The sequence below is a fragment of the Thermosphaera sp. genome, from assembly GCF_059755995.1.
The window spans coordinates 1-19,983 of record NZ_DBOUKL010000074.1; the positions used below are offsets into that span (position 1 = coordinate 1).

At 45.9% G+C, this 19,983-nt stretch carries 17 protein-coding genes and 1 pseudogene; 4 read left to right on the forward strand and 14 right to left on the reverse strand.

The features are described from left to right. Window positions 1-667, forward strand: a pseudogene (locus tag AC3OH0_RS07360) (hypothetical protein); the annotation flags it as partial. A gap of 4 nt (window positions 668-671) precedes the next feature. On the opposite strand, the gene AC3OH0_RS07365 reads toward AC3OH0_RS07360, so the two are convergent. From AC3OH0_RS07365 to AC3OH0_RS07400, 8 genes are all read right to left on the reverse strand, one after another. Continuing rightward, on the reverse strand, window positions 672-1,298 hold the full coding sequence (locus tag AC3OH0_RS07365; RefSeq protein WP_193435851.1) for a mechanosensitive ion channel domain-containing protein: 627 nt from the start codon (window positions 1,296-1,298) through the stop codon (window positions 672-674). 170 nt (window positions 1,299-1,468) lie between these two features. Next, window positions 1,469-2,167 carry a VTT domain-containing protein gene (locus tag AC3OH0_RS07370; RefSeq protein ID WP_498345348.1) on the reverse strand — a complete coding sequence of 233 codons (699 nt, stop codon included), beginning with the start codon at window positions 2,165-2,167 and terminating at the stop codon, window positions 1,469-1,471. A gap of 66 nt (window positions 2,168-2,233) precedes the next feature. Then, window positions 2,234-3,253: a TIGR00269 family protein gene (locus AC3OH0_RS07375; protein ID WP_193435853.1), complete on the reverse strand. Its 1,020-nt coding sequence runs from the start codon at window positions 3,251-3,253 to the stop codon at window positions 2,234-2,236. A gap of 42 nt (window positions 3,254-3,295) precedes the next feature. Next, window positions 3,296-3,844: an ECF transporter S component gene (locus tag AC3OH0_RS07380; RefSeq protein ID WP_193435854.1), complete on the reverse strand. Its 549-nt coding sequence runs from the start codon at window positions 3,842-3,844 to the stop codon at window positions 3,296-3,298. Window positions 3,845-3,915: 71 nt separating this feature from the next. After that, window positions 3,916-4,611 (reverse strand): energy-coupling factor transporter transmembrane component T family protein, encoded by a 696-nt coding sequence (locus AC3OH0_RS07385; protein ID WP_498345349.1) that lies wholly within the window; start codon window positions 4,609-4,611, stop codon window positions 3,916-3,918. Continuing rightward, window positions 4,608-6,014 carry an ABC transporter ATP-binding protein gene (locus tag AC3OH0_RS07390; protein ID WP_193435856.1) on the reverse strand — a complete coding sequence of 469 codons (1,407 nt, stop codon included), beginning with the start codon at window positions 6,012-6,014 and terminating at the stop codon, window positions 4,608-4,610. Before AC3OH0_RS07390 ends, AC3OH0_RS07385 begins: the two co-directional genes overlap by 4 nt. A gap of 59 nt (window positions 6,015-6,073) precedes the next feature. Next, window positions 6,074-7,315, reverse strand: a complete 1,242-nt coding sequence (locus AC3OH0_RS07395; protein WP_498345350.1) for a phosphohexomutase domain-containing protein — start codon at window positions 7,313-7,315, stop codon at window positions 6,074-6,076. Further along, the gene (locus AC3OH0_RS07400) at window positions 7,302-8,441 is read right to left on the reverse strand and encodes a nucleotidyltransferase family protein (RefSeq protein ID WP_498345351.1); all 1,140 of its coding nucleotides are present in this window, start codon (window positions 8,439-8,441) and stop codon (window positions 7,302-7,304) included. The genes AC3OH0_RS07395 and AC3OH0_RS07400 overlap by 14 nt, the downstream gene beginning before the upstream one ends. 79 nt (window positions 8,442-8,520) lie before the next feature. Here AC3OH0_RS07400 and AC3OH0_RS07405 point away from each other — a divergent pair, with 79 nt between their 5' ends. Continuing rightward, complete coding sequence (locus AC3OH0_RS07405; protein ID WP_498345359.1) at window positions 8,521-10,014, forward strand: carboxypeptidase M32; 1,494 nt, start codon at window positions 8,521-8,523, stop codon at window positions 10,012-10,014. A 1-nt stretch (window position 10,015) separates the two neighbouring features. Here the strand turns inward: AC3OH0_RS07405 and AC3OH0_RS07410 are convergent, their stop codons facing one another. The 6 genes from AC3OH0_RS07410 to AC3OH0_RS07435 all read right to left on the reverse strand — a co-directional run bounded on the left by AC3OH0_RS07410 (window position 10,016) and on the right by AC3OH0_RS07435 (window position 18,786). Then, window positions 10,016-11,383, reverse strand: a complete 1,368-nt coding sequence (locus AC3OH0_RS07410) for an acetyl ornithine aminotransferase family protein (RefSeq protein ID WP_498345352.1) — start codon at window positions 11,381-11,383, stop codon at window positions 10,016-10,018. A 46-nt stretch (window positions 11,384-11,429) separates the two neighbouring features. Then, complete coding sequence (locus tag AC3OH0_RS07415) at window positions 11,430-12,275, reverse strand: DMT family transporter (RefSeq protein ID WP_193435861.1); 846 nt, start codon at window positions 12,273-12,275, stop codon at window positions 11,430-11,432. Beyond that, window positions 12,272-14,524: an arginine--tRNA ligase domain-containing protein gene (gene argS / locus AC3OH0_RS07420; RefSeq protein WP_498345353.1), complete on the reverse strand. Its 2,253-nt coding sequence runs from the start codon at window positions 14,522-14,524 to the stop codon at window positions 12,272-12,274. The genes AC3OH0_RS07415 and argS overlap by 4 nt, the downstream gene beginning before the upstream one ends. Before the next feature lie 60 nt (window positions 14,525-14,584). Continuing rightward, window positions 14,585-16,540 (reverse strand): aldehyde ferredoxin oxidoreductase N-terminal domain-containing protein, encoded by a 1,956-nt coding sequence (locus AC3OH0_RS07425; RefSeq protein WP_498345354.1) that lies wholly within the window; start codon window positions 16,538-16,540, stop codon window positions 14,585-14,587. 96 nt (window positions 16,541-16,636) lie between these two features. Beyond that, a complete protein-coding gene (locus AC3OH0_RS07430) occupies window positions 16,637-17,983 on the reverse strand; it encodes an NfeD family protein (RefSeq protein ID WP_498345355.1) in 1,347 nt (448 codons plus the stop codon). Window positions 17,984-17,991: 8 nt separating this feature from the next. Beyond that, entirely contained in the window at window positions 17,992-18,786 is a 795-nt protein-coding gene (locus AC3OH0_RS07435; protein ID WP_498345356.1) for a slipin family protein, read from the reverse strand. A gap of 78 nt (window positions 18,787-18,864) precedes the next feature. Between AC3OH0_RS07435 and AC3OH0_RS07440 the strand changes: the two genes are divergently transcribed. Then, window positions 18,865-19,365: a 4Fe-4S dicluster domain-containing protein gene (locus tag AC3OH0_RS07440; RefSeq protein ID WP_498345357.1), complete on the forward strand. Its 501-nt coding sequence runs from the start codon at window positions 18,865-18,867 to the stop codon at window positions 19,363-19,365. Next, on the forward strand, window positions 19,362-19,983 hold a 622-nt coding region (locus AC3OH0_RS07445; RefSeq protein ID WP_498345358.1), incomplete at its 3' end, for an aldehyde ferredoxin oxidoreductase N-terminal domain-containing protein. The genes AC3OH0_RS07440 and AC3OH0_RS07445, both read left to right, overlap by 4 nt.

Sequence of the window (19,983 nt, forward strand, 5' to 3'; positions counted from 1 at the left end):
GGTTCCTTCAATTTCAAAACACCGAGGAAGTAAATTAACAGTGATCACCAGCGTGCACGGATACTTGAATCTTACGTCTTTCGAAAACTTCAACGGATCCTTCATACCATATTACAGAATGCTCCAGCCCGCTGCAATATCAATAAGGCTTATAGTGATCGGGTTGCTGGGTTTTAAAATAGGTAACGAGTTCTTGTTCACCCCGCTCCCCTACCATTTCATTAAGACATTAAGGTTTGACTTAAATCAGGTGTTTCAAATCTACGGTATCGGGAAAATCGTTGCTTTCATCCTATACACACTGTTCCAGGGAGCGATAACTAGGAAAATCGTTTTCCTCGCATCCATCCCGTTAAGACTCTTAACCGTCTACGTTATCTTAGTCTCCGGATTGGATGAATCAGCCATAGCAGTCAGCCTAGGATTCCTCTACCTTGCCAACAGCATTATTGATAGCAACCTGTATCTTCAGTACGTTGAATCCACGGGAGGGTATGGGACCGGTACTTACTCTCTCCTAAGCGAGGCGTCAAGCCTTATCGGGGTTTTAACATCCGGGTTTGTATACTCTGTTTACGGTTTAACAGCACTGTTAACACTTGTAGCTTTGCTTTCAACACCGAAAATTGTTTTAGCTTTAAGGAAAAAAGATTATGAATTATATTGAGAAACTACTTCTCAGCTCTCTTTCTAATCACGATTTTCTGACCAATTATCATAGTGCTTGGCACTAGGACTGTTAAACCATCCTTTCTCTCAACTACAGTGAACAATGTTGAAATATCCTTAACAGTGACCTCGCTTTCCCCTGCAACATCGACAACATCGTTTATTTTGAAAGGCCTAGCCAGCAGTATGAACAATCCCGCTATCGCCTGCCCTAGAACTTGCTGTGTAGCGAAGCCGACGACTAACCCTATGAAGCCGCCTAATGCCACGCCAGCCGCGCCTCCCGCAACGCCGCCGGCTATCCCTGCTACTAACGCGCCGAGACCGAGAATCCTGATCAAGCTTCTCACAGCCGCACCGGTTGAAGCACCATACTTAGGAGTCATCATAGCGTAGAACATTGACGCGACAGCATTCACTATCAGCCAGCCGAGAATGAACAGGACTATTATGTAAACATATACTGAGTACTCCTTTAATGTGAGGAATCCCTCGTAGTTCAATGTTTCAGCAAGGATTTCAACACCGCTGGTGAAAACCCATTGGACTATTGCCAGTATGATTATCGTTATCACAGCGTAGAGGATTACTCTTCCCAAAGCTTTCCCAACGCTATCTGTTTGACTCATTACCAACACCTCTTAAGTATATATAGTTCATCATTCGGATATAAAATTTTCAAAAATTACCAATTAAATGGTCAGAGCCCGCTTATCCATTATTTATTCATCGCGTAAAACTCTTTTCCCGGGTTCCTCTTCATCCCACAAATAATAACGTTTGAAGCCGTTTAAATCAGTTACCTGTGAAACACTCGGTTTCTCAGAAACTTTAGCGGGAGAAGGTGAAACCTTGCAAAACCGTTAGCCATGCATTTCAAGAAGTACGCTACCGCGTGGCGGACCCCATACTTTTTTGCCAACCCTCCTAGCTTAAGCCAGTCTATGGAGCCGGCTAAATACGTGAACAATAGGGTAATGTAGAGGTAAATGATTATGAATACCCACAAGGGAACGTTAAGGGATTCTGAGAAAATAAACGAAAGCCCTCTACCGTACAACGCTGCTAGGGAGGTTACAATTATCTTTCCCGTGAGCAGTGCCACAGTGTATTTCACGATGTTATACTTCGCGTATCCCAGAGGGAGGATGATAACGTCGTCGGGCAGGGGGAGGGCTGTGAACAATAGTAATGTGATGAATAAGGCATTACTGTGCTCGGAAGCCAGGATATTGAGGTTTCTTTTAATCCTAGATTCCTCTCCAAGCCTTGAAAAACCCCTACCTATGAAGTAAACCACAATCTTCCCCATCGATGCGCCCAGCGAGGATAGAATTATCAGTAAGATGTACTCAAACATATTGCCTTGATATAGGGCGAAAACCGGTATCAGCCAAAACAAGTATGGAATCGTAGAGTAAGGTATAGCGTTAGAGATGAAGCTTATTAGGAAAATCCCGAAGAACCCAAATCCTTTTAAAAATTCAAGATCAAGCATTCAACAATTCACCGTTCATGAGAATCATAATTATCCTTTACGAGAGTGTTAGTTTATAAATTACTCTTAAAATCTAGCTAAGAATTTTCTAAGGTATGGATATTCATTAATTACGTACTTAACCCTTGAAGACTCCTCTGAAGATAGAATTCCCAGCTCGAACCTATACATGCATGCTTTACAAATCGGGTGTGAGGAAGGATCCCCGCAGATCTTGCATGTCTCAAAGGATTTCAAGACGTTTTTCTGAGCGTTTTCGATTAAACCTGACACTTTCTCGAGGCTTCTGAGAAGCCCGTACTTAGTGCCTGGATATTTTTCCTCTAGGTCGTTGAGGATTTTCCTAATGGTAAATCTTATGTTGTATTCAGCGTACGGGCACTGCTGGTAATCCGGGCGAACAAGCCCGTTAACCAGCGCATAAATAGCGGACTCCTTCTCCAAGACCTCGTAGAAAGGCTTTATCCTTGGCACAAACCCTTCGTGCCCTCCTCTCTCAGCGACGGGCTTAAGCCTTGCTATCTTATCCCAGCTGTTGTTTATAATATTCATTAGGTAAGTTTGCACAATATCGTCTAGATTGTGAGCAGTAGCCAGTACCGTTCCTCCAACATCTCTCGCAGCCCTGTTTAACACATACCTTCTGAAAACCCCGCAGTAACTGCATGGGAGATAGGGGAGACCTCTCTCCCTGCCTATTGAAACTATTTCATCCAGGGTGAATCCCAGGTACTCCTTGAAGGAAACAATTCTATACTCCACCATGTTTCTCTCGGCATAAGTTTTGAGTGCGGGAATGGTGTTTTCACGATAACCCCTTATTCCTTCATCAACCAGGACTGCTGTTAACCGCCAGTTCTTGTTCTTTTTTGAAAGTTTATGGAGGAGGTGGAGCAGGCTCATTGAGTCTTTACCGCCGCTTACACCTACAACAATATGTTCTTTCTCACCGAGCATTCCATGCTTTCTAATAGTTCTTCTAACTTTTCTCTCAAAATAAGAAATAAAGTGCAACTTACAGTAGGCTTTGCCGTTGAGATGGTTAACGTAAACTGCTTTCCGCTCGCAAAAACTACATTTTACCATTTCCACACCTATGGGGAAAAGGATTGTGTAAAAAACTAATAACTACTTCCTCCTAACCGATGATGCAACGCCGTAAGCTATTAACCCGTACAAGGCACCACTAATCATTAAAGCCGCGAGTAGGAGAATCATTTCATTCCATGGATAGATGTCTTCGAACAGTATTGCGTCTAAGACTAGAGCAGGTATTGCTGGTAGTGCACCGGAGATACCTGCCTGAAGAATCCCGTACTTCTTGTACCTGAAGATCGCGTAGCCCGCCTCGCCGGCAAGACCCTGCGCTATCCCGTAGTATAAATTATAGATCCCTCCCGGCGTAGGGAAAATCGCCTCCAGCAACGCAGGGAGGAATTCACCTAGGAAGCCTGAGAAAGGCTTCCTTATCAAGCTAGCGGCAAGGGGTACAGGCATAAACCATAATCCATAGGTTAATATTCTCGTTCCGATAGGTCCCAGTAGTGCTTTCACAGCATAGTAGACATCCCACCAAACAGTGAACAGTATTGCAAACACTACTGCTATCACGCCCAAGTACAGGAAGTCGATAACAGTGTACGTTTTCCTCGCCTCCAACGGCTTGGACGCCTTCATAATCCCACCTTTAAATATTCTCATTGTTGAAATAACAATGCTTGAGTTATAAATTTTTGATAAACGATTTATCACATAATTGTTGCGTAAATTAACTGGGCGATTAAGGCAGCAATGATTAAAACATCATACAGGTTGAGGCTGATTCCGCGAGCAGGCTTGTAGTCTCTAAACCCTCTTAACTCAAGGCTGACCCCGCTCCATAGGGCTCTTTCAAAACCCGCTATAAGTAGCCCTGTTAGCGTGCTCGAGAGTTCGCCCGGGGTTAGCGGTCTCTTCCTATAACCCCTCTGCTTCCGGGAGAACATTATCTCCTCTAAATCCTTCCTGAGAAGAGGTAGCAGTCTAAGAGCGTATGAAAGCGAAAGAGAGATCGATGCCGGCATGCGGAGCTCTCTCGTGAAGCCTTTAATTATTTCCAGAGGTTCGAACAATGCCACGAAGAAAGCTCCAACCCCCGCGATCAACATTACCCTTAACGTTACCGTGACAAAGCCTTTCAAAGCGTTCTCTCTGACAACGAAAAACCCGGTGTCTAAGACAGTGCCTCCCGTATTGGCGAAGAATAAAGCATTTGTGAAAATCCCTATTGAAGCCACGAGTATTAAGAAGTAGAGCCACCAGACTTTCCTCCATCCCACAATAAGAGACATAGACGCATTGAAAACCACCAGCGGCAGAATCCTGTGCGGTTCTTTCAACAATAAGGCTAGGGTTGTCAAAATAAGCGCGTAGATGAAAACCACTGCTACACTAGGCTTCCTCACGCAGAAACACCTGTTCTCGAGTAGTATTCCTCCACAATCTTGCACTTGTCAACCTCGACCAGTCTTCCATTATCAATCACGTAAGCCCTGTCAACTATTTCACTAACAACCCTGGGATCATGAGTGCTCACCAGGAATGAAACACCCTTCCTCTTTAACTCATCAACCAGTCTTTTCAAATGATTAAACCTCACATAATCAAGCCCCGTCGTCGGCTCATCAAGCAGGATAACTCCTCTTGAGTAAGCATATGCAATAATTATGCTCAACCAACGCCTCTGACCGTGGCTGAGCCAGTGGGGATTAAGCCCCCTGACTCTCGGATACCATGGGATAAGCTCTACCAACCCGTCAAATGTGAAGCCTGTTTTCTTACTCGTCTCCTTCAGCTCTTTTTCAACCGTTTTAAATAGGAAAAGAAGGTCAGGATTCTGTGGAACATAGAAAACCCTGGTACTCCCTGCAATTCTAATCTCTCCCGCCAGTGGCTTGTAAAACCCAGCGATGGTTTTTAACAATGTTGTTTTGCCCGAGCCATTAGGACCTAATATACCGATTACTTCGCCCCTGCGGGCTAAAAGATTGATATTTTTAATCAACGGCTTGTCGAAACCTATGTCTAAATCAAAAGTTTCAAGTAAAACCTCTCCCACCGAGCTGTTTTCATTATTCTGCTCAACGCAGTGATGCGAAGTTATATCTACCACGGAGGATTTGTAAAGTGTTTCAAGGTCCACCTTCCTCGAACCGGTTTTCTCAAGGACAAATGCATTGTCTATTAAATCTGTGTAGAAAACGGGCTTGTGCTCAGCAATGAGAACTGTGGTGTTGTCTCGTTCCTTATACTTCTTCACAATTTCTCTAACCATCTTGATACCTTCAACATCTAGTGAAGCCGAGGGTTCATCCAGGATGAGCACAGGTGGCTCGTGAATGATTGATAAGAGTATCGACAGCCTCCTCTTCTCTCCACCTGAAAGGTTTTCTATGTGAAGATTCATCTTGTTTGAGAGCCCCGCTATTGCAAGGAGGTCGCGAGCCCTCTTAATAGCCTCCTCTTCATCATATCCTCTCATCTGGAAGGTGAAAACAGCTTCGTCAAATGGGGTTGGCATTACAAGCTGTTTCTCCGGATCCTGCATTACAAAGCCTATCTTTGACGGAAGCCTCAAGTAATCATTACCATCAAGCGGGTTCAAATCATCAATTCTCACTGACCCTTTCACGTAGCCGTTAAGCAGAAATTCGAGGACACCAGTAAGGGAGAGTAATAATGTGGTCTTACCCGAACCTGACTCACCCAATAGGAGAGTAACCGAGGCTTTAGAACTCTCTATCAATATGTTTTTAATGATGGGTTTACCCTCCGAGAACCCTGCCTCAGCTATTTTAGCGGTGATCACTTTAAGCCCATGTGTATGAAATATGATAACTTGTTATAAATATTTTGATAAATCAGTTATCATTCAATCTCTCTGAAGCAGTCTTGATTGGGGTCGTAAAGGTAGGTGTAAATTGTATTATTTCTCTCCACACGTACGCCTCCAGCAAACTTCACGCACCTAGCGCCCATTTCAACACACATCTTCATAACGCTTTCGAGATCGAGACAGCTCGATCGCTCCCCTACCAGCTTAGCTCTGGTCTCAGTGATCTTATCCCATATGTTCATGTTTACCAATGAGATTGCCTCAAGCAACGCCATGAAACCCAATAAACCGTCATAGCCCATGCTGAACAACGGGATAACTACTTCGCCTTTACCATTTAAAGCTAGAACAGGCTGCTCCTTCTTCAGCTTTGTGAAAAACTCTTCTTCACAAGTAGCTTTAACCACGTTGTAGTTTGATTCAACTTCCTCAACATATTTGCTATTCCACCATTTATCTATGAGGATTTTAGAGCCTGGGCGGTATCTTGAGAGAAGGATAATACCTAGTTCCTCGGGGAGGAGGAATCCTGTTTTCTTAGTGTAAACGGTGATCGAGGAGGCATCATTATTGAAAATCACTCCCAGATCCGCGTTCAAAGCGTTAACAATCCTCGATGTTTTCAACATTTCATTAGTCAAGGGATAGCCCGTCCGTTCCTCGATCATTTTCCTTGTGCTGAAAACTATGCTATCTATTTTTATAGAGGTGAAAAGCTCCGGTAGAACAATGTCAAGGGCTCCTCTCGATGAGCCTGCGACAATGCTTAATTTCTCATCAATAATAACATCCGTCTTAACAAAAGAAGCCAGGGCTGAAACATATAGTTTATGAATGTACTCTGCGTAGTTAACCCATCCGACTTTTTTCTCACCTTGCTGTAGAATTCTCTCCCTCGAAATTATTTTCTCCAGTTCTCCGCCAACTATTTCAACACCTGGGGCTTTGAAAACCCGAATCATTATCTTAACGGGATTGTAAGGATCCTGCACTATGCTGAATCCTCCTCTTGCCCCGAACCTTTTAATACTGAAAGCTATCTCGCCGTTAATGGATTCGTGGAAATCTAATACTTCAACTCCACTACTCATCAAGCCCGCTGTTAAAGCCCTTTTAAACATTCTTGAAGCGGGATAGAAATCCCTGCCGCTCACGAATAGGGTGCGTTCCCCTCCAAAATATTCTCCAAGCAGGGCTCCAAGGCCTGTGACGTCTTCTAAGGTAACCTCATCCACGGGTTTACCGATAAACCGCTCCCTCTCAATCCTGAGCATATGGTGACACCTCGTTCATAACATCTAATTTTTGTCTATAAAGGTCTGATGAAACCACATTACCTGCACCTACCACCGAGGATACGATTTTAACGCCGGGTTTTACAACCACGTTGTTCATGACTATAGAGTCGAAAACGTATGACTCATCCATTAGCAAGCTCCTATGCCAGATTATGGACTCGTGAACAATAGCATTCCTACCTACGACGACGCCGTCTTCGAGAATCGAGTATGGGCCGATTTTAGCCCCTTCCTCAACAACAACGTTGGACCCGACGTAAACAGGAGGTATTAATTCCCCTTTGAGATCAACGTTACCCCCTACCCGTATACCGGAGGATTTTAAAACCCCGGGGAGTTGAACACCTGAGACCTTATTATCGAGAAGATCCCATGCTGCCTCCTTGTAGGTTTCTATTCTTCCGATATCGCTCCAGTAGGTTTCAGCCGGCATTATCCAGCCTCTAAGCTCATAGTCGTTCTCGAGCAGGAAAGGGAAAACGTGTCTGCCGAAATCCATTAAACTCTCATTCTCCCTTAATATAGTCAATATGTCGTCGTTGAACATGTAGAAGCCTGTGTTAACCAGATTCCAGTAGGAGCTCTCAACTCTGTACTTGTAGTGTGCAACACTTAGGAGGTAAACCTCCAGCGAAATCGGCTTCTCTGTGAATAAGACTATTCTTCTCCTCTCATCAAGGAAGACTAAGCCGTAAGGTAGGGGGTTCTCAACCTCTTTCAAACCTATGGTCGCTATCGCATTGTTCCTGACATGATCCCTGTAAAGCTCTTTAACCGGGGCATTCGTCAAGATATCTCCCATCGACACCAGAAAACACTCCTCAGAAATAATGTCTGCGAGTATTCTGAGAACGTCAGCAGTGTCCTTCGAATCTATTAAGTATACCTCTACCTCCTTAGAACCACTATAGTAGTTAACTATATGATGGCCTAAATATCTTGCAGCTACTATGAGCCTGTCGAAACCGTTTATTTTCAACAAATCTACAATATACTGCAGAATTGGTTTTCCAGCTAAGGGAATAAGAGGTTTCGGGAGGGTTTTTGTCAAAGGATGGAGCCTGCTACCGAGTCCTCCTGCGAGAATAATCGCTGTCGGCATTTCAATCAATATGTTATTTTCGTTAATGCGCTATAAATATCTTTTTATCCCACAGGTTAGCAATAATATATCGGTGAAAATTGTGTTTGAAAACCCGTTGATAAAAGAAATCCTTGAAAAGTACAGGTTGATATGGGCTATAGGGCATGCTTCAAGCCTGATGGGCTGGGATAGTGAGACCTACATGCCGATGGAGGGTGTTAAGGACAGGGCGGTTGCAAGGGCTGAGATCAGCCTGCTACACCAGCAGTTGATTCTTAAACCAGAATTCGTCGAATTAGTGGAGAAGGCGGGTCAGCAAGAAGGGTTAAACGATTTCGAGAAAGGAGTAGTTAGGGTTCTTCAGAGAGAGATTAAAATAATGAAAGCCTTGCCTCCATGGTTGGTCGCAGAGCTATCGAAAACCACCCAGGAAGCCATGGTGGTTTGGAGAGAGGCAAAGTCTAAAAACGATTTCAACATGTTTAAGCCCTATCTTGCCAAAATATTCGACCTGTCTAGGAAAGCAGCCGATTACATTGGGTGGGAAAACCACCCTTACGATGCCCTACTCGACATGTATGAAGAGGGGTTGAAGACCAGCGATGTTGTCAATCTCTTCAACGGTTTGAAACCCAGCTTGAAGCATCTGATTGTTAAGGTTACCACTGCTGGAAAATACCCGAGGGAGCATGAATTAGAGAAAGTCCCGTATGAACCGTCGAAAATGGAGGCTGTTAACAGGAAAATACTAGAATTCTTTAACTTCCCACTAGGTAAGAGGGCGAGACTGGACGTATCAGCCCACCCCTTCACAATAGATATGGGCATTCACGATGTCAGGATCACTACCAGGTATGAAGGGGTGGACTTCAAGAGGACAATGTACAGCGTCATCCACGAATATGGACACGCGCTCTACCAGCTGCAGATAGACCCGGCATTATCCTACACTCCGATAGGGAGTGGGGTAAGCCTGGGTGTTCACGAGGGTCAGAGCAGGTTCTGGGAGAATATAGTGGGTAGGTCAATGTCTTTCACAGAGTTCATCTACCCTGTTCTCAAGGAGCACTTAGAGTTCGTGAGGAAGTACACGCCGGAGGAGATATACTACTACTTCAACACGGTCAGGCCCAGCCTAATAAGGGTTGACGCTGACGAGGTAACCTACAACATGCATATTCTTCTAAGAGCAGAGCTTGAAATGCTGATGCTGAACAACGAGATAAAAGTTGATGACCTACCGGAGCTGTGGAATAGTAAAATGGATGAGCTACTGGGCGTTAAGCCTAAGACTTACGGGGAGGGAGTTCTACAGGATATTCACTGGAGTATGGGTAGCATAGGGTACTTCCCCACCTACACACTTGGAAACCTGTTAAGCGCGCAGATGAAAGATGCAATGAGCAGGGAGATCAAGCTGGAGGAAGCGGTAAGGACCGGGGAGTTTAACAGGATTCAGGAATGGCAGAAGGAAAGGATTCACAAATGGGGTGCGACCTACCCGCCCAAGCAACTTCTCGAGAAAATGCTTGGAGAACCCTACAATAGCGAGTATTTAGTGAAGTATTTGAGTGAAAAATATCTGAGCTAGTTTAAACGATCTCTTTTATCGATTCTTCAAATATTTTTAACCCTACCAAGGCTTCCTCTTCGCTGATTATTAGCGGCGGTATCAGCCTGATCGTGCTCTTACCGCATGGAAGGAGGGCTAGACCCTTCCTCAAAGCTCTAGCGACAACCTTGTTCCTAAAATCGGGCGCTGGCTGCTTGCTTGACTTATCCTTGACGAACTCAACGCCCCATGCAAGCCCGATGCCTCTGACATCTCCCACGTAGGGATACTTCTCTTTCAACTCTTCCAGGCTCTCCCTGAACAATTTCTCGAGCTCTTGAACGTGCGGTAGCAGTGTCTCCACAACCTCTATAGTTTTCAACGCGGCAATAGATGCTAAGGCGTTTCCACCATAGGTGTTGCTGTGCATTCCATGAGCCTTGAAATCAAGGTCTGCCTTAAACACGGTGGCACCTATCGGTATTGCACCACCGCTTAAAGCCTTGGCGAGAGTTATTACTTCTGGAACCGTGTTGAAGTGTTCTATAGCGAACATTCTCCCTGTCCTGCCCATCCCCATTTGAACCTCATCGGCCACGAATAGAATACCGTGCTTCTCCAGGAGCTTTTTCAGTTCTTTGAAAAACTCTCTTGGAGGAACCACGTAGCCGCCCTCACCCTGGATAGGCTCGGCGAAAACTGCTGCAACCTCGTCAGGAGGTATTAGCTTGTCGAAAACGTATTCCTCTATGAACTCTAGCACTCTGTTTACTAGTTCACCAGGGTTTTCATACCCGTCGATATGCCACGGGTTTCTGTATGGATTTGGATATGGTACGTGGACAACCCCGGGCATCCAGGGGAAGAACAGCTTTTTATGAATTGGCTTGCTCGCTGTCAAACCCATGCTTCCCATGGTTCTCCCGTGGAAGGCGCCGTAGAAGGCTATGAAGAACTTCCTCCCCGTAGCCTGCCTCGATATTTTTAAAGCAGCCTCGTTAGCCTCGGTCCCGCTGTTGGCGAAGAATACTTTTCTACGATAGTCTCCAGGAGCTATTTCAACCAACTTCTTGGCAAGCATAACCTGGTACGGGTTGAAATAGTCTGTTCCAGCTCCGTGAGCCAGCTTATCCAGCTGCTCGATAATAGCCTTCTTAACCTCTGGATGTGTTGGATAACCGAGGTTGTTCACGCCAATGCCGCTGGAGAAATCAAGATACTTATTCCCATCAACGTCGTAAAGCCAGACCCCTTCTCCTCTCTCAATCACTAAGGGAAGGTCTTCCGGGTCATGCGTCGTTGTGGCTATATAAGTATAGTGCTGCTCAATCCAGTACTTACTCTTAGTCCCCTGCTTACCCGGTTCAACAAATATTTCAGGCTTCTTCACAGAAAACACCCTTAACATATCTACATGATATCGTATATAAAAATATATATGGTCAATACTATGCCTAATAAATTATAAGGATTATAGAGCTGATTATTAAGAAGCCTATGAACAGGCTCAAAGGAGTTAAAGGTTGCGATAAGAGGACCATACCGAGCAACCCTGCCCCGAATGGCTCCCCAAGAGCAATGCTTGTAACTGTTGAAGCCGGATACTTCTTCATGTAGTAGTTCATCAGGGTATGTCCCCCTATCATTGGCACTAGAGCCAGCAGGATGAACGCTACATAAGTCTCCAAAGTGTATGAAACAATTTCGGAACCTTTTAAAATAGAGTAGAGTAAGGCTAGTGCTGACGCTGTCAAGTACGTTGGTGTGGCATAGGTTAAAGTGGATTCCCCCAGCCTGCTTCTAGCGTACCTTCCTATTTCAAAATACCCGGCTGCAAACAAGGCCGCTGCGAATGCTAGGAAGACCCCGTAGTTGAATGTTAAGTTATTTACTTGAAGGAAAACCCATAGAAGAATCAAGGCTGTGGAAAAACCCAGGATTTTCTTCAAACCCGGCTTTTCATGAAAGATAAGAAAATCGAGTACAACGTTGAAAACCGGGTATGTAACAACTATCAAAGTGCTCTGGTAAACCGGGAGCAGGAAGAGGCTCTGCATCCAGAAAACGAAGTGTAAGCCCAGGAAGATGCCTGATAACAAGTGGTGCGGTTTGAAAGTAAACCTCCTTTGAGTCAGTGTGAAAGGTGCGAAGATTAGTGATGTGAGGAAAGTCCTCCAAAACGCGCATACTTCTGCGGGAGCATTAGACAGCACTACTATGACGCTGGCAGATGAGATGGAAACCCATATCGCTAGAAAACCTGGAATGTCTACCAGGCTTTTAAGCTTGAATACTTTCAAAGCCTTCTCAACCTTGGAATCCCGAGTATTTCCATCAACTCGGACAGGGTTATGAGGCTTGCCACTACTAGTAGGAGTCTCAGGTTCTTGATTCTTAAATCCCTCTCTCCTATCACGCTACATTTCTCATAGAACCTGTTTAAGTCGAGCGCTAAACTGTGAGCATACTCCAGCAGCCGGTTCGGCTTCATCTCTGCGTGAGCAGTGATCAAGGTTTGCGTGAAAGCATTCAACCACTCGATCAGCTTCTTCTCATCAACAGTGGTAGGGGGCGACATACCATGCTTTGAAATCTCCTCGAGAAGCCTTCCCTTAATCTCGTCCAGCGCCTCCAGCGGTTCAAGACCCCATTGCTTTCTCAAAATACTCTGCAATCTAGCGAAAGAGTATGCAATAGTGACTCCGTGCTCGAACTCCCCTATTCTCTCAGGGTCGAAGAACAACACCTTCCCTGGTTCAACGGAGAGGAGAAGAGCCCTTGCGTTAGCAACCGCCAGCTCCCTAGCGTAAGGGAGAGTTGAGCTTAAATCTTCTTGCACTCCCTTTCTCTGGACCTGTCCAAGCTGTTTCTCCACCAGGGTTCGAGTCATATCTACAAGAAGCTCATCCATCGTATAGTAGACTCCCCGCCTACCGCTCATCCTCATATTCTTCAACTGAACCATTTCATATGCGAAATGAACAAGGTTCTCTGCCGCCCTGCCACACCCGAGAATTTTCAGCGCTGCCCTCAACTGTTTCTGGGCACGATCCTGCTCAATAGCGATGACGTTGTAAACTTTCTCCGCGTGGTATTTGGAGAATTTGATAATGCTATAGGCGATATCTCTAGTCACGTATAACGTGGTGCCGTCGCTCCTCCTTACTATGAATCTTCCAGGATTATCTGGTGCGAAAAGGTTTCTGACGAACTCAACCTGCTGGGCAGCCTTGTTCAAGTCTAACTCCACTGCACCATCAACAATGTTAGCATAGCCTGTTTCCAGGATCTTCTCAACGATCTCCTGAGATAATTTTACAATCTCATCCTCCGACTCAAAGTCAAATCCGTCGAAAGACACACCATAATTGCTCAGCGTTTCCTTGAACCCGGTTAAAACATCATTGCTCACTTGTTTCAACAAGCCAAGAGCCTCGGGATCCCTGTGCTCCGCCTTCCACATTAACGATGTTATCTCCTTCTCAGCTTCTTCGTAACTCCCAACCTCCCTGGAGAGAGCAGTGTAGACCTCGGGGTTTAGGGATTGCAGGAGTGCTCCTGCTTTAACGTAGGAAAGGTATTCACGGTAGGTTTCCCTGAATTTTTCCAGTAAAGGCGCTACTAGCCCCCATACTTCACCAGCTACCTGTTTCCCTGTTGGATCCTTTTCAGCATTCTTAAGCCTCCTGATTTCACGGGAGAATTCGGCTAGTTTTTTAAAGGGATTGTGAACAAGAGGCTTTATGCTTATGAAGGATTCTAAATGAGCATTCAGGAGCGGGGCTGCACGTAATTTCTCCTTATTGCTTTCCACGTAAAGCCTCAGCTTGTTGAACAATTCTTCTTCAATGATTTTAAGCTCGTTTGAAAGCTTGCGAATCATCATTATGATGTTTACTGAAGCGTAAACCATGCCGTACCAATGATCTATTTTCACTCCCTGCGGCGGATATATGCTGTTTTTCCGCAGCTTTGAAACACCGTAGGCTAAAACCGCAGCCTGCCTTCCTAAATCGTTAACGTAGAACCTTGTAACCACGTTGAAGCCTAGTTTCCTCGAAAGCCTTGCGAAAGTGTCACCGATGACGCTGTTCCTACCACTCCCAATGTGAAGAGGGTGTACCGGGTTGGCGCTGGTGTGTTCGACAACTATTGTTCTACCGCCTCCATAACTCGATAGAGTGCTCTTGAACCCGTCCTCGAGGAATTCTTTCACCAGGTTTGAAATAATGGACGAGTAGTCTATGGTCACGTTTAAATAGCCGTTCACAAATCCTGCCTCCAAGATCCTGCACTCTTGTTTAAAGCCAAGCCTGTTTAACTCTTCTAAAAGCTGCTCTCCCTTCCTAGGCCATTCTTCGCGAGGAATGTTTTTCAACAGTATGTGAAGAGCGACTCCGTAATCCCCCATTCTATGATCGGGTGTCCTGTTAATTTTCAACCTGCCTTCTTCCACGAGTTTTCTAATCTCCTCCCTTGAAAACCCTAGGCTCCGGGTCAATGCTTCTTCAAGGTATTGATACAGGCATTTCTCTATGAGACTCTCCAATCCAATTCCCATCTAACACTGGTTCAAGAATAACAATTAATTTGAAGTATTAAAAAAGAATTACCCGGTCAATTCTTTAAGTTTCTGGTAGAACTTGCTCCACCATTCATAAGCCGCCTTTTCCTTATCTATTGCGAACAACCCGATCCACTTCTGGTTCTGATACTCCTCGCTCGCCTTAGCCATGAAGTCTATGATTTTCTGAGAATCCCAGTAAACAGGGGAAGCCCCTGCCAGCTCCTGGTACTCTGCCACCTGCTTGTAGATGTTCTTAATCCTCTCCAACGGTTTCTCGACACCGTAGTATTTTTCAAGGATTGTTGAAACGTGTTTCTCAGCCCAGCCTCTGTGGAACCTGCAAAATCCTGTATCCTCAAGCAGGGCTTCATACACTGCTCTTTCATACGATTTAGCCGCAAACTCTTCGGGATCCGTGAACACTCCAGAGTAAACCGTCCAGTACTTCCCGAGAACAGGCAAAGGCGCCACTAGACCCGGTGTCCAGTAGAAGTTCGGGGTTATATGCCCCCTCTCGCCGAAGACAGCGTAGACTGGTAGGTCGCTGAACCTTGTTTTCAATTCATCAACCCTCTCCTTGTAGAGCAGGTCCAAGAGCTTGGCAGCGCTTCTTAAACCCTCCTCGCCTATCAGCCTTAGAACGGGGTTGGTGCCGAAGGCGAGGTATTCAACTATCTTCAACGCAAGCTCAGCGTTAACCCTGCTGTTCTCAATCGAGTATTTAACAGGGTCGAAGAATGGTTTCGATGAAAGCCCAACCTCTTCAGGCCTTAGAAGCCCCTTGTGAAGGGCTTCAAAGACGAACCCTATGATTTGGCCCAGCTCTATGGCGTCAAACCCGTAGGCGTCTCCGGCTTCAACCACTTTCTCAGCATCATGAATATCGAACACGCCTATCATGGGTCCTAAACCATTGTAGGGCTCGTAATCGCTCTTGTACTTGCCAAGCCTAACCTTCTTGCACGCTAAGGGGCATGGCTCTCCACACGTCTTCCAACTCCTTGTCTCAATAGCCTCCTTGTTGAACGGTTCCCACATGTGCTTCATAATCAGTGAATGAAGCCTCTCCCTAACCTCCTTAGGATAGTAGATCATGTTCCAGTTGAACATGGGCGTCGTGACTTTTAAATGCGGGTAGTTGCCTCCAAGTGTTCCACCAGTGTTCATTTTCGGATCATACCTGTACTTTGTGCCAGACTCTATTACAAACTCGACGTAAGCTTTTTTGGCAAGACCCTGGAATATCTCGTTAATACTTCTCAAATCCCTGAGCTCGGCAGGAATCCTGGAAGACCTGTCGAACCTTCCACCGTAGACTATTGCTGCAACCCCGTGAGACCTGTAAAGTACGCTTCCACCCCCGGCTCTCGCTGCGAAGTCTTCACTACCGTAATCCATTTTCCCTTTAACCAGTGTTATAGATGCGAGAGCCCCTATGTTAGTGTTCTTTGCTGCTGGACCTACTAGTATACTCCTACCGTTAAAAGCCTCGTAGAAATCCTTGAAAAGATCGCTCAGGTATGCCTGTAGAGCGTAAATTCCTTTAAACCCTCCGTAACCCTTCCATATGTTTACGAGCATTTCCTCTGGAATCTCGTGAAACTCAACCCTGGGGTTCCCGTCTCCCTCATCATATATCTTGAGGATTAACGGTTTCTCGCTCTTTCCGACCACGACTATTGCGTCAGCGTTCACGTTGAACTGGTAGGCGGCTCCCCCCATGGCCGAGGCGTGAAGGCCCTTGGTTAAAGGGCTTCTGAACACTGCTATGAATCTGTGAACACCATAGAGCTTGCTGCCTGCGAACAAGCCTGTTCCAAGGATGAGAGCATTACTTGGATCGTACACCGGCTTGCTCCATGTCTTATATCTTTCCATGTGCAGTTTCAACGCTAGAGATATTGGGCTGAACACTTTGTTCAACGGGAATTCTTCAACCCAGTGCTTCCTCGAACTCGTATCAATGAATAAGGCCCTGTACATCCTCGTGAAACTCATATGCACTCCCAGTTCAAAATACTATATAACAATTATTTAAACTTAACAATGAAAATCTGATGGTAATATCTGTTAAAATTTACTTAATCATTTAAACTATGTTGCCTTTTTAACTTTTAAAACACCGGTTTCAAGCATTTCGACAACAATCACTTCAGTCTCCGGCGGTATAACCTCGTCAGACACTGCTCTCCAATACTCTCCCTCAACCTTGACAAAACCCGTCTCTCCGGGCCTCAACCAATCCACTGTTCTCCCTCTTTTTCCCGCAGGAGTGAACTCGACCGGCTTCTTCTTCCTCACCTTAACCACCTTGTAAATCATAACGGAAAAAACGCTTGCTAAAAACGCTGTTACCACTATAATAATTGTTCTCACGGTATTAATATATTCCAGGGAGGGGGAAACCCCTGTGGGGATGTAGGCAGGGAGAAGGGCGAAACCAAAGGCTAGTAGGAGAATCCCGCTTATACCCACTATCCCGAACCCAGGTATCACGAACAGCTCGACAGCCAGGAGAACCGCCCCCAGTATGATGAGAAATATTGATATGAAGTTAGCGCTCACTCCAACGGAGACCAGTCCGAGTAAGAGGAAGAGGAGTGTGATAGGTAGAACAGCAAGCTTCCCTGAGACAAGCGCGAAAATTGTTCCAAGCAAGCCTATTGTTACGAAAACGTTTGCCACGTATGAGTTCATGAGGAGTGAAATCAGCCGCGACCTTACACTGCACGAGTATTCTTCAATCATATACGGCTTCACATCTATCACGTATTCAACACCGTTAACCACCACGGTGCGGCCGTTTACCTTTTCAAGCAATTCCTCAAGGCTTGACACCTCGTAGTCGGCTACGTTGTTTAGAAGCGCCTCTGTTGAATTGAGGACGAGGGCCTGCTTAATGAAGAGTTCTACGGCTGTAACGTTTCTTCCTGCGCGGGAAGAGTATGCCTCAGCCCTCTTTATAATAGGGTTCAACACTTTTGACTCGTTAATATATACTATCTCACCTGTGACAGGGTTAACGGTGATTGGTTGCATAGCCCCTATTATAGAGTATTTTTGAACAGCCAGTATGTCTGCTGGCAGTATTATCAATGTACCAGCGCTCAAAGCCTTGTTACGGTGAACATAAGCGATGGTTGGAACCTTGGAGTTTAAAGCAGCATCCCCTATCTCGAAACCCGCGTCAAGATAGCCCCCGTAGGAGTCAACTCTGTAGATGAAAACCACACCTTTACTCTCCGCATATCTAAGAGCGTCGATAAAGCATTCCTTGACTCCATCGTCAATAGTGTCCCATGGTGCCTCAATAGTGAACATCACGGCTGAGGTAATTCTCTCGCTAGAAGCAGTTTTCAGCGTGAAACCAACCGCTATGATTGTGAATGCGAGAATGAATATGTAGGTCGTAAAAAACAGTTGAAGCCTACTCCTCTTCAAGGATGTCTTCATCCTCCCTGCTTCTTCTCGAACTCTTTAATCGCCTTGTAAGAAGCGATCGACACCCCTGTTGACGACGCCCCGGTCTCCGTAACCACTATCAGCGCCTTCTCCCTCGCAACCTCTATCAACGTCTGAAGCTCTCTAAGCCTTAGAGCGGTTGGATGCTCCTCGTAGACTCTCGCAGCCTCGCCGAGGATTTGAGACGCCTGCCTCTCGCCCTCAGCCTCTATAATTCTTGCTCTTCTCCACCTCTCTGCCTCAGCCTGCTTTGCCATCGCCCTCATCAACTCCTCGGGGAGCTCGACCGACTTGATCGTAACGGCCGAGATCTTGATACCCCAGGGCATTGTCATCTCGTCCAGGATGCCTGAAATCTTCTTGTTCAGTTCTTCCCTCCTGGATAAGAGATCATCCAGTTCAGCCTGCCCCAGCACGTCCCTCAGCACGGTTTGACCGAGCAGGCTCACGCTGTAATGGAAATTAGCCACCTTGGTTATCGCTGCGACAGGGTCTATCACTCTGTAGTAGATGACAGCGTCAACCTTCACGCTGACGTTATCCCTGGTGATTATCTCCTGCTTTGGAACGTCAACCGAGACCAGTCTTAAATCCACTTTCGCCAAATTATCGAAGAACGGGATGATGACTATTATTCCAGGGCCCTTGGCGCCCAAAAGCCTTCCAAGCCTGAAAACAACAGCTCTCTCATACTCTCTTATAATCTTAATGCTGGCTGAAAGTAGTGGAATCCCGATGAATAATACTATCGCTAGAATTATAAGTAGTGTGAATGGATCCATTTTTCCACCATTTTATATAATTGGAATAAATCTTTTTAATAATATGCTTTTAAAAATAATAATTGCTGGAGATGTATAATGCCTATCTGGATTTTAAGGGACTTCTCCAAATGCTCCTCCTGCAAGCTTTGCGAAATAGTGTGTTCTTTAAAGCATGAGAACATGGTTTGGCCTGAAGCCGCGCGGATAAGGGTTTACGAGATAATTCCGGGGCTGCCCGTCATCTCCTTATGTGTTCAATGCGACGACTACCCCTGTGTCTCCTCATGCCCGTTCCAAGCGTTAAGCGTGGGCGAGCACGGGGAAGTCTTGGTTGACAAGGAGAAGTGCACCATGTGCGGAGCATGCGTCACGGCATGCCCTGGAAACATACCAAGGATTCTCCCGGGCAAACAAGGGGTAATCATATGCAACCTGTGCAACGGGGAGCCGGAGTGTGTGAAAGTATGTAGTGAAATGGGTTATCACGCTCTACAACTGGTTAACAAGCCTGAAGGAGGAGTTGTTAAAAACTACTTGGTAAAGCCTGAGGAAGCCTCGACGAAGCTACTGGTTAAGATGATGGGTGAGGCTGAGTGAAAGGTTTCTGGGGCAGGCTGTTAGAGGTTGACTTAGCAACCGGGGTTGCACACGTTCTCGAGATACCTGAGAAAGCATACAGGATGTTTCTCGGCGGGAGAGGGCTTGCAACCTACCTGCTAGCCAAGAAGTACGGGGAGAAGTGGAGACTGCTAGACCCGTTATCCCCTGAGAACCCGCTCATGCTGTTAACCGGGCCGCTGACTGGATACTACCCGGGCGTCAAGCTCAGCGTCACAGGGAAGTCGCCGCAGTCTAACAGCGTGGTGGGGAGCGTAGTTTCAAGCGAGGTCGCCGTTGAGCTTAAAGCTTCAGGGTTCGACGGGCTTGTCTTAAAGGGTGGCTGTGAAAAACCCTGCTACATTTACGTTGAAAACGGAAGAGTCCACTTGCGAGATGCCTCTGACATATGGGGTCTTGGAGGCTTGAAACTCATCAAGAAATTCCACAGTATTTTAAAAGAGGACGTTAACGGAGAACCCGGTACACCCTTCGTCTACATAGGCCCGGCAGGGGAGAACAAGGTTAGGACAGCAGCTGTTATGTCGAAGCTGGCGCATGCAGCTGGTTACGGAGGCTACGGTGCAGTGATGGGCGTTAAGAAGGTGAAGGCTATAG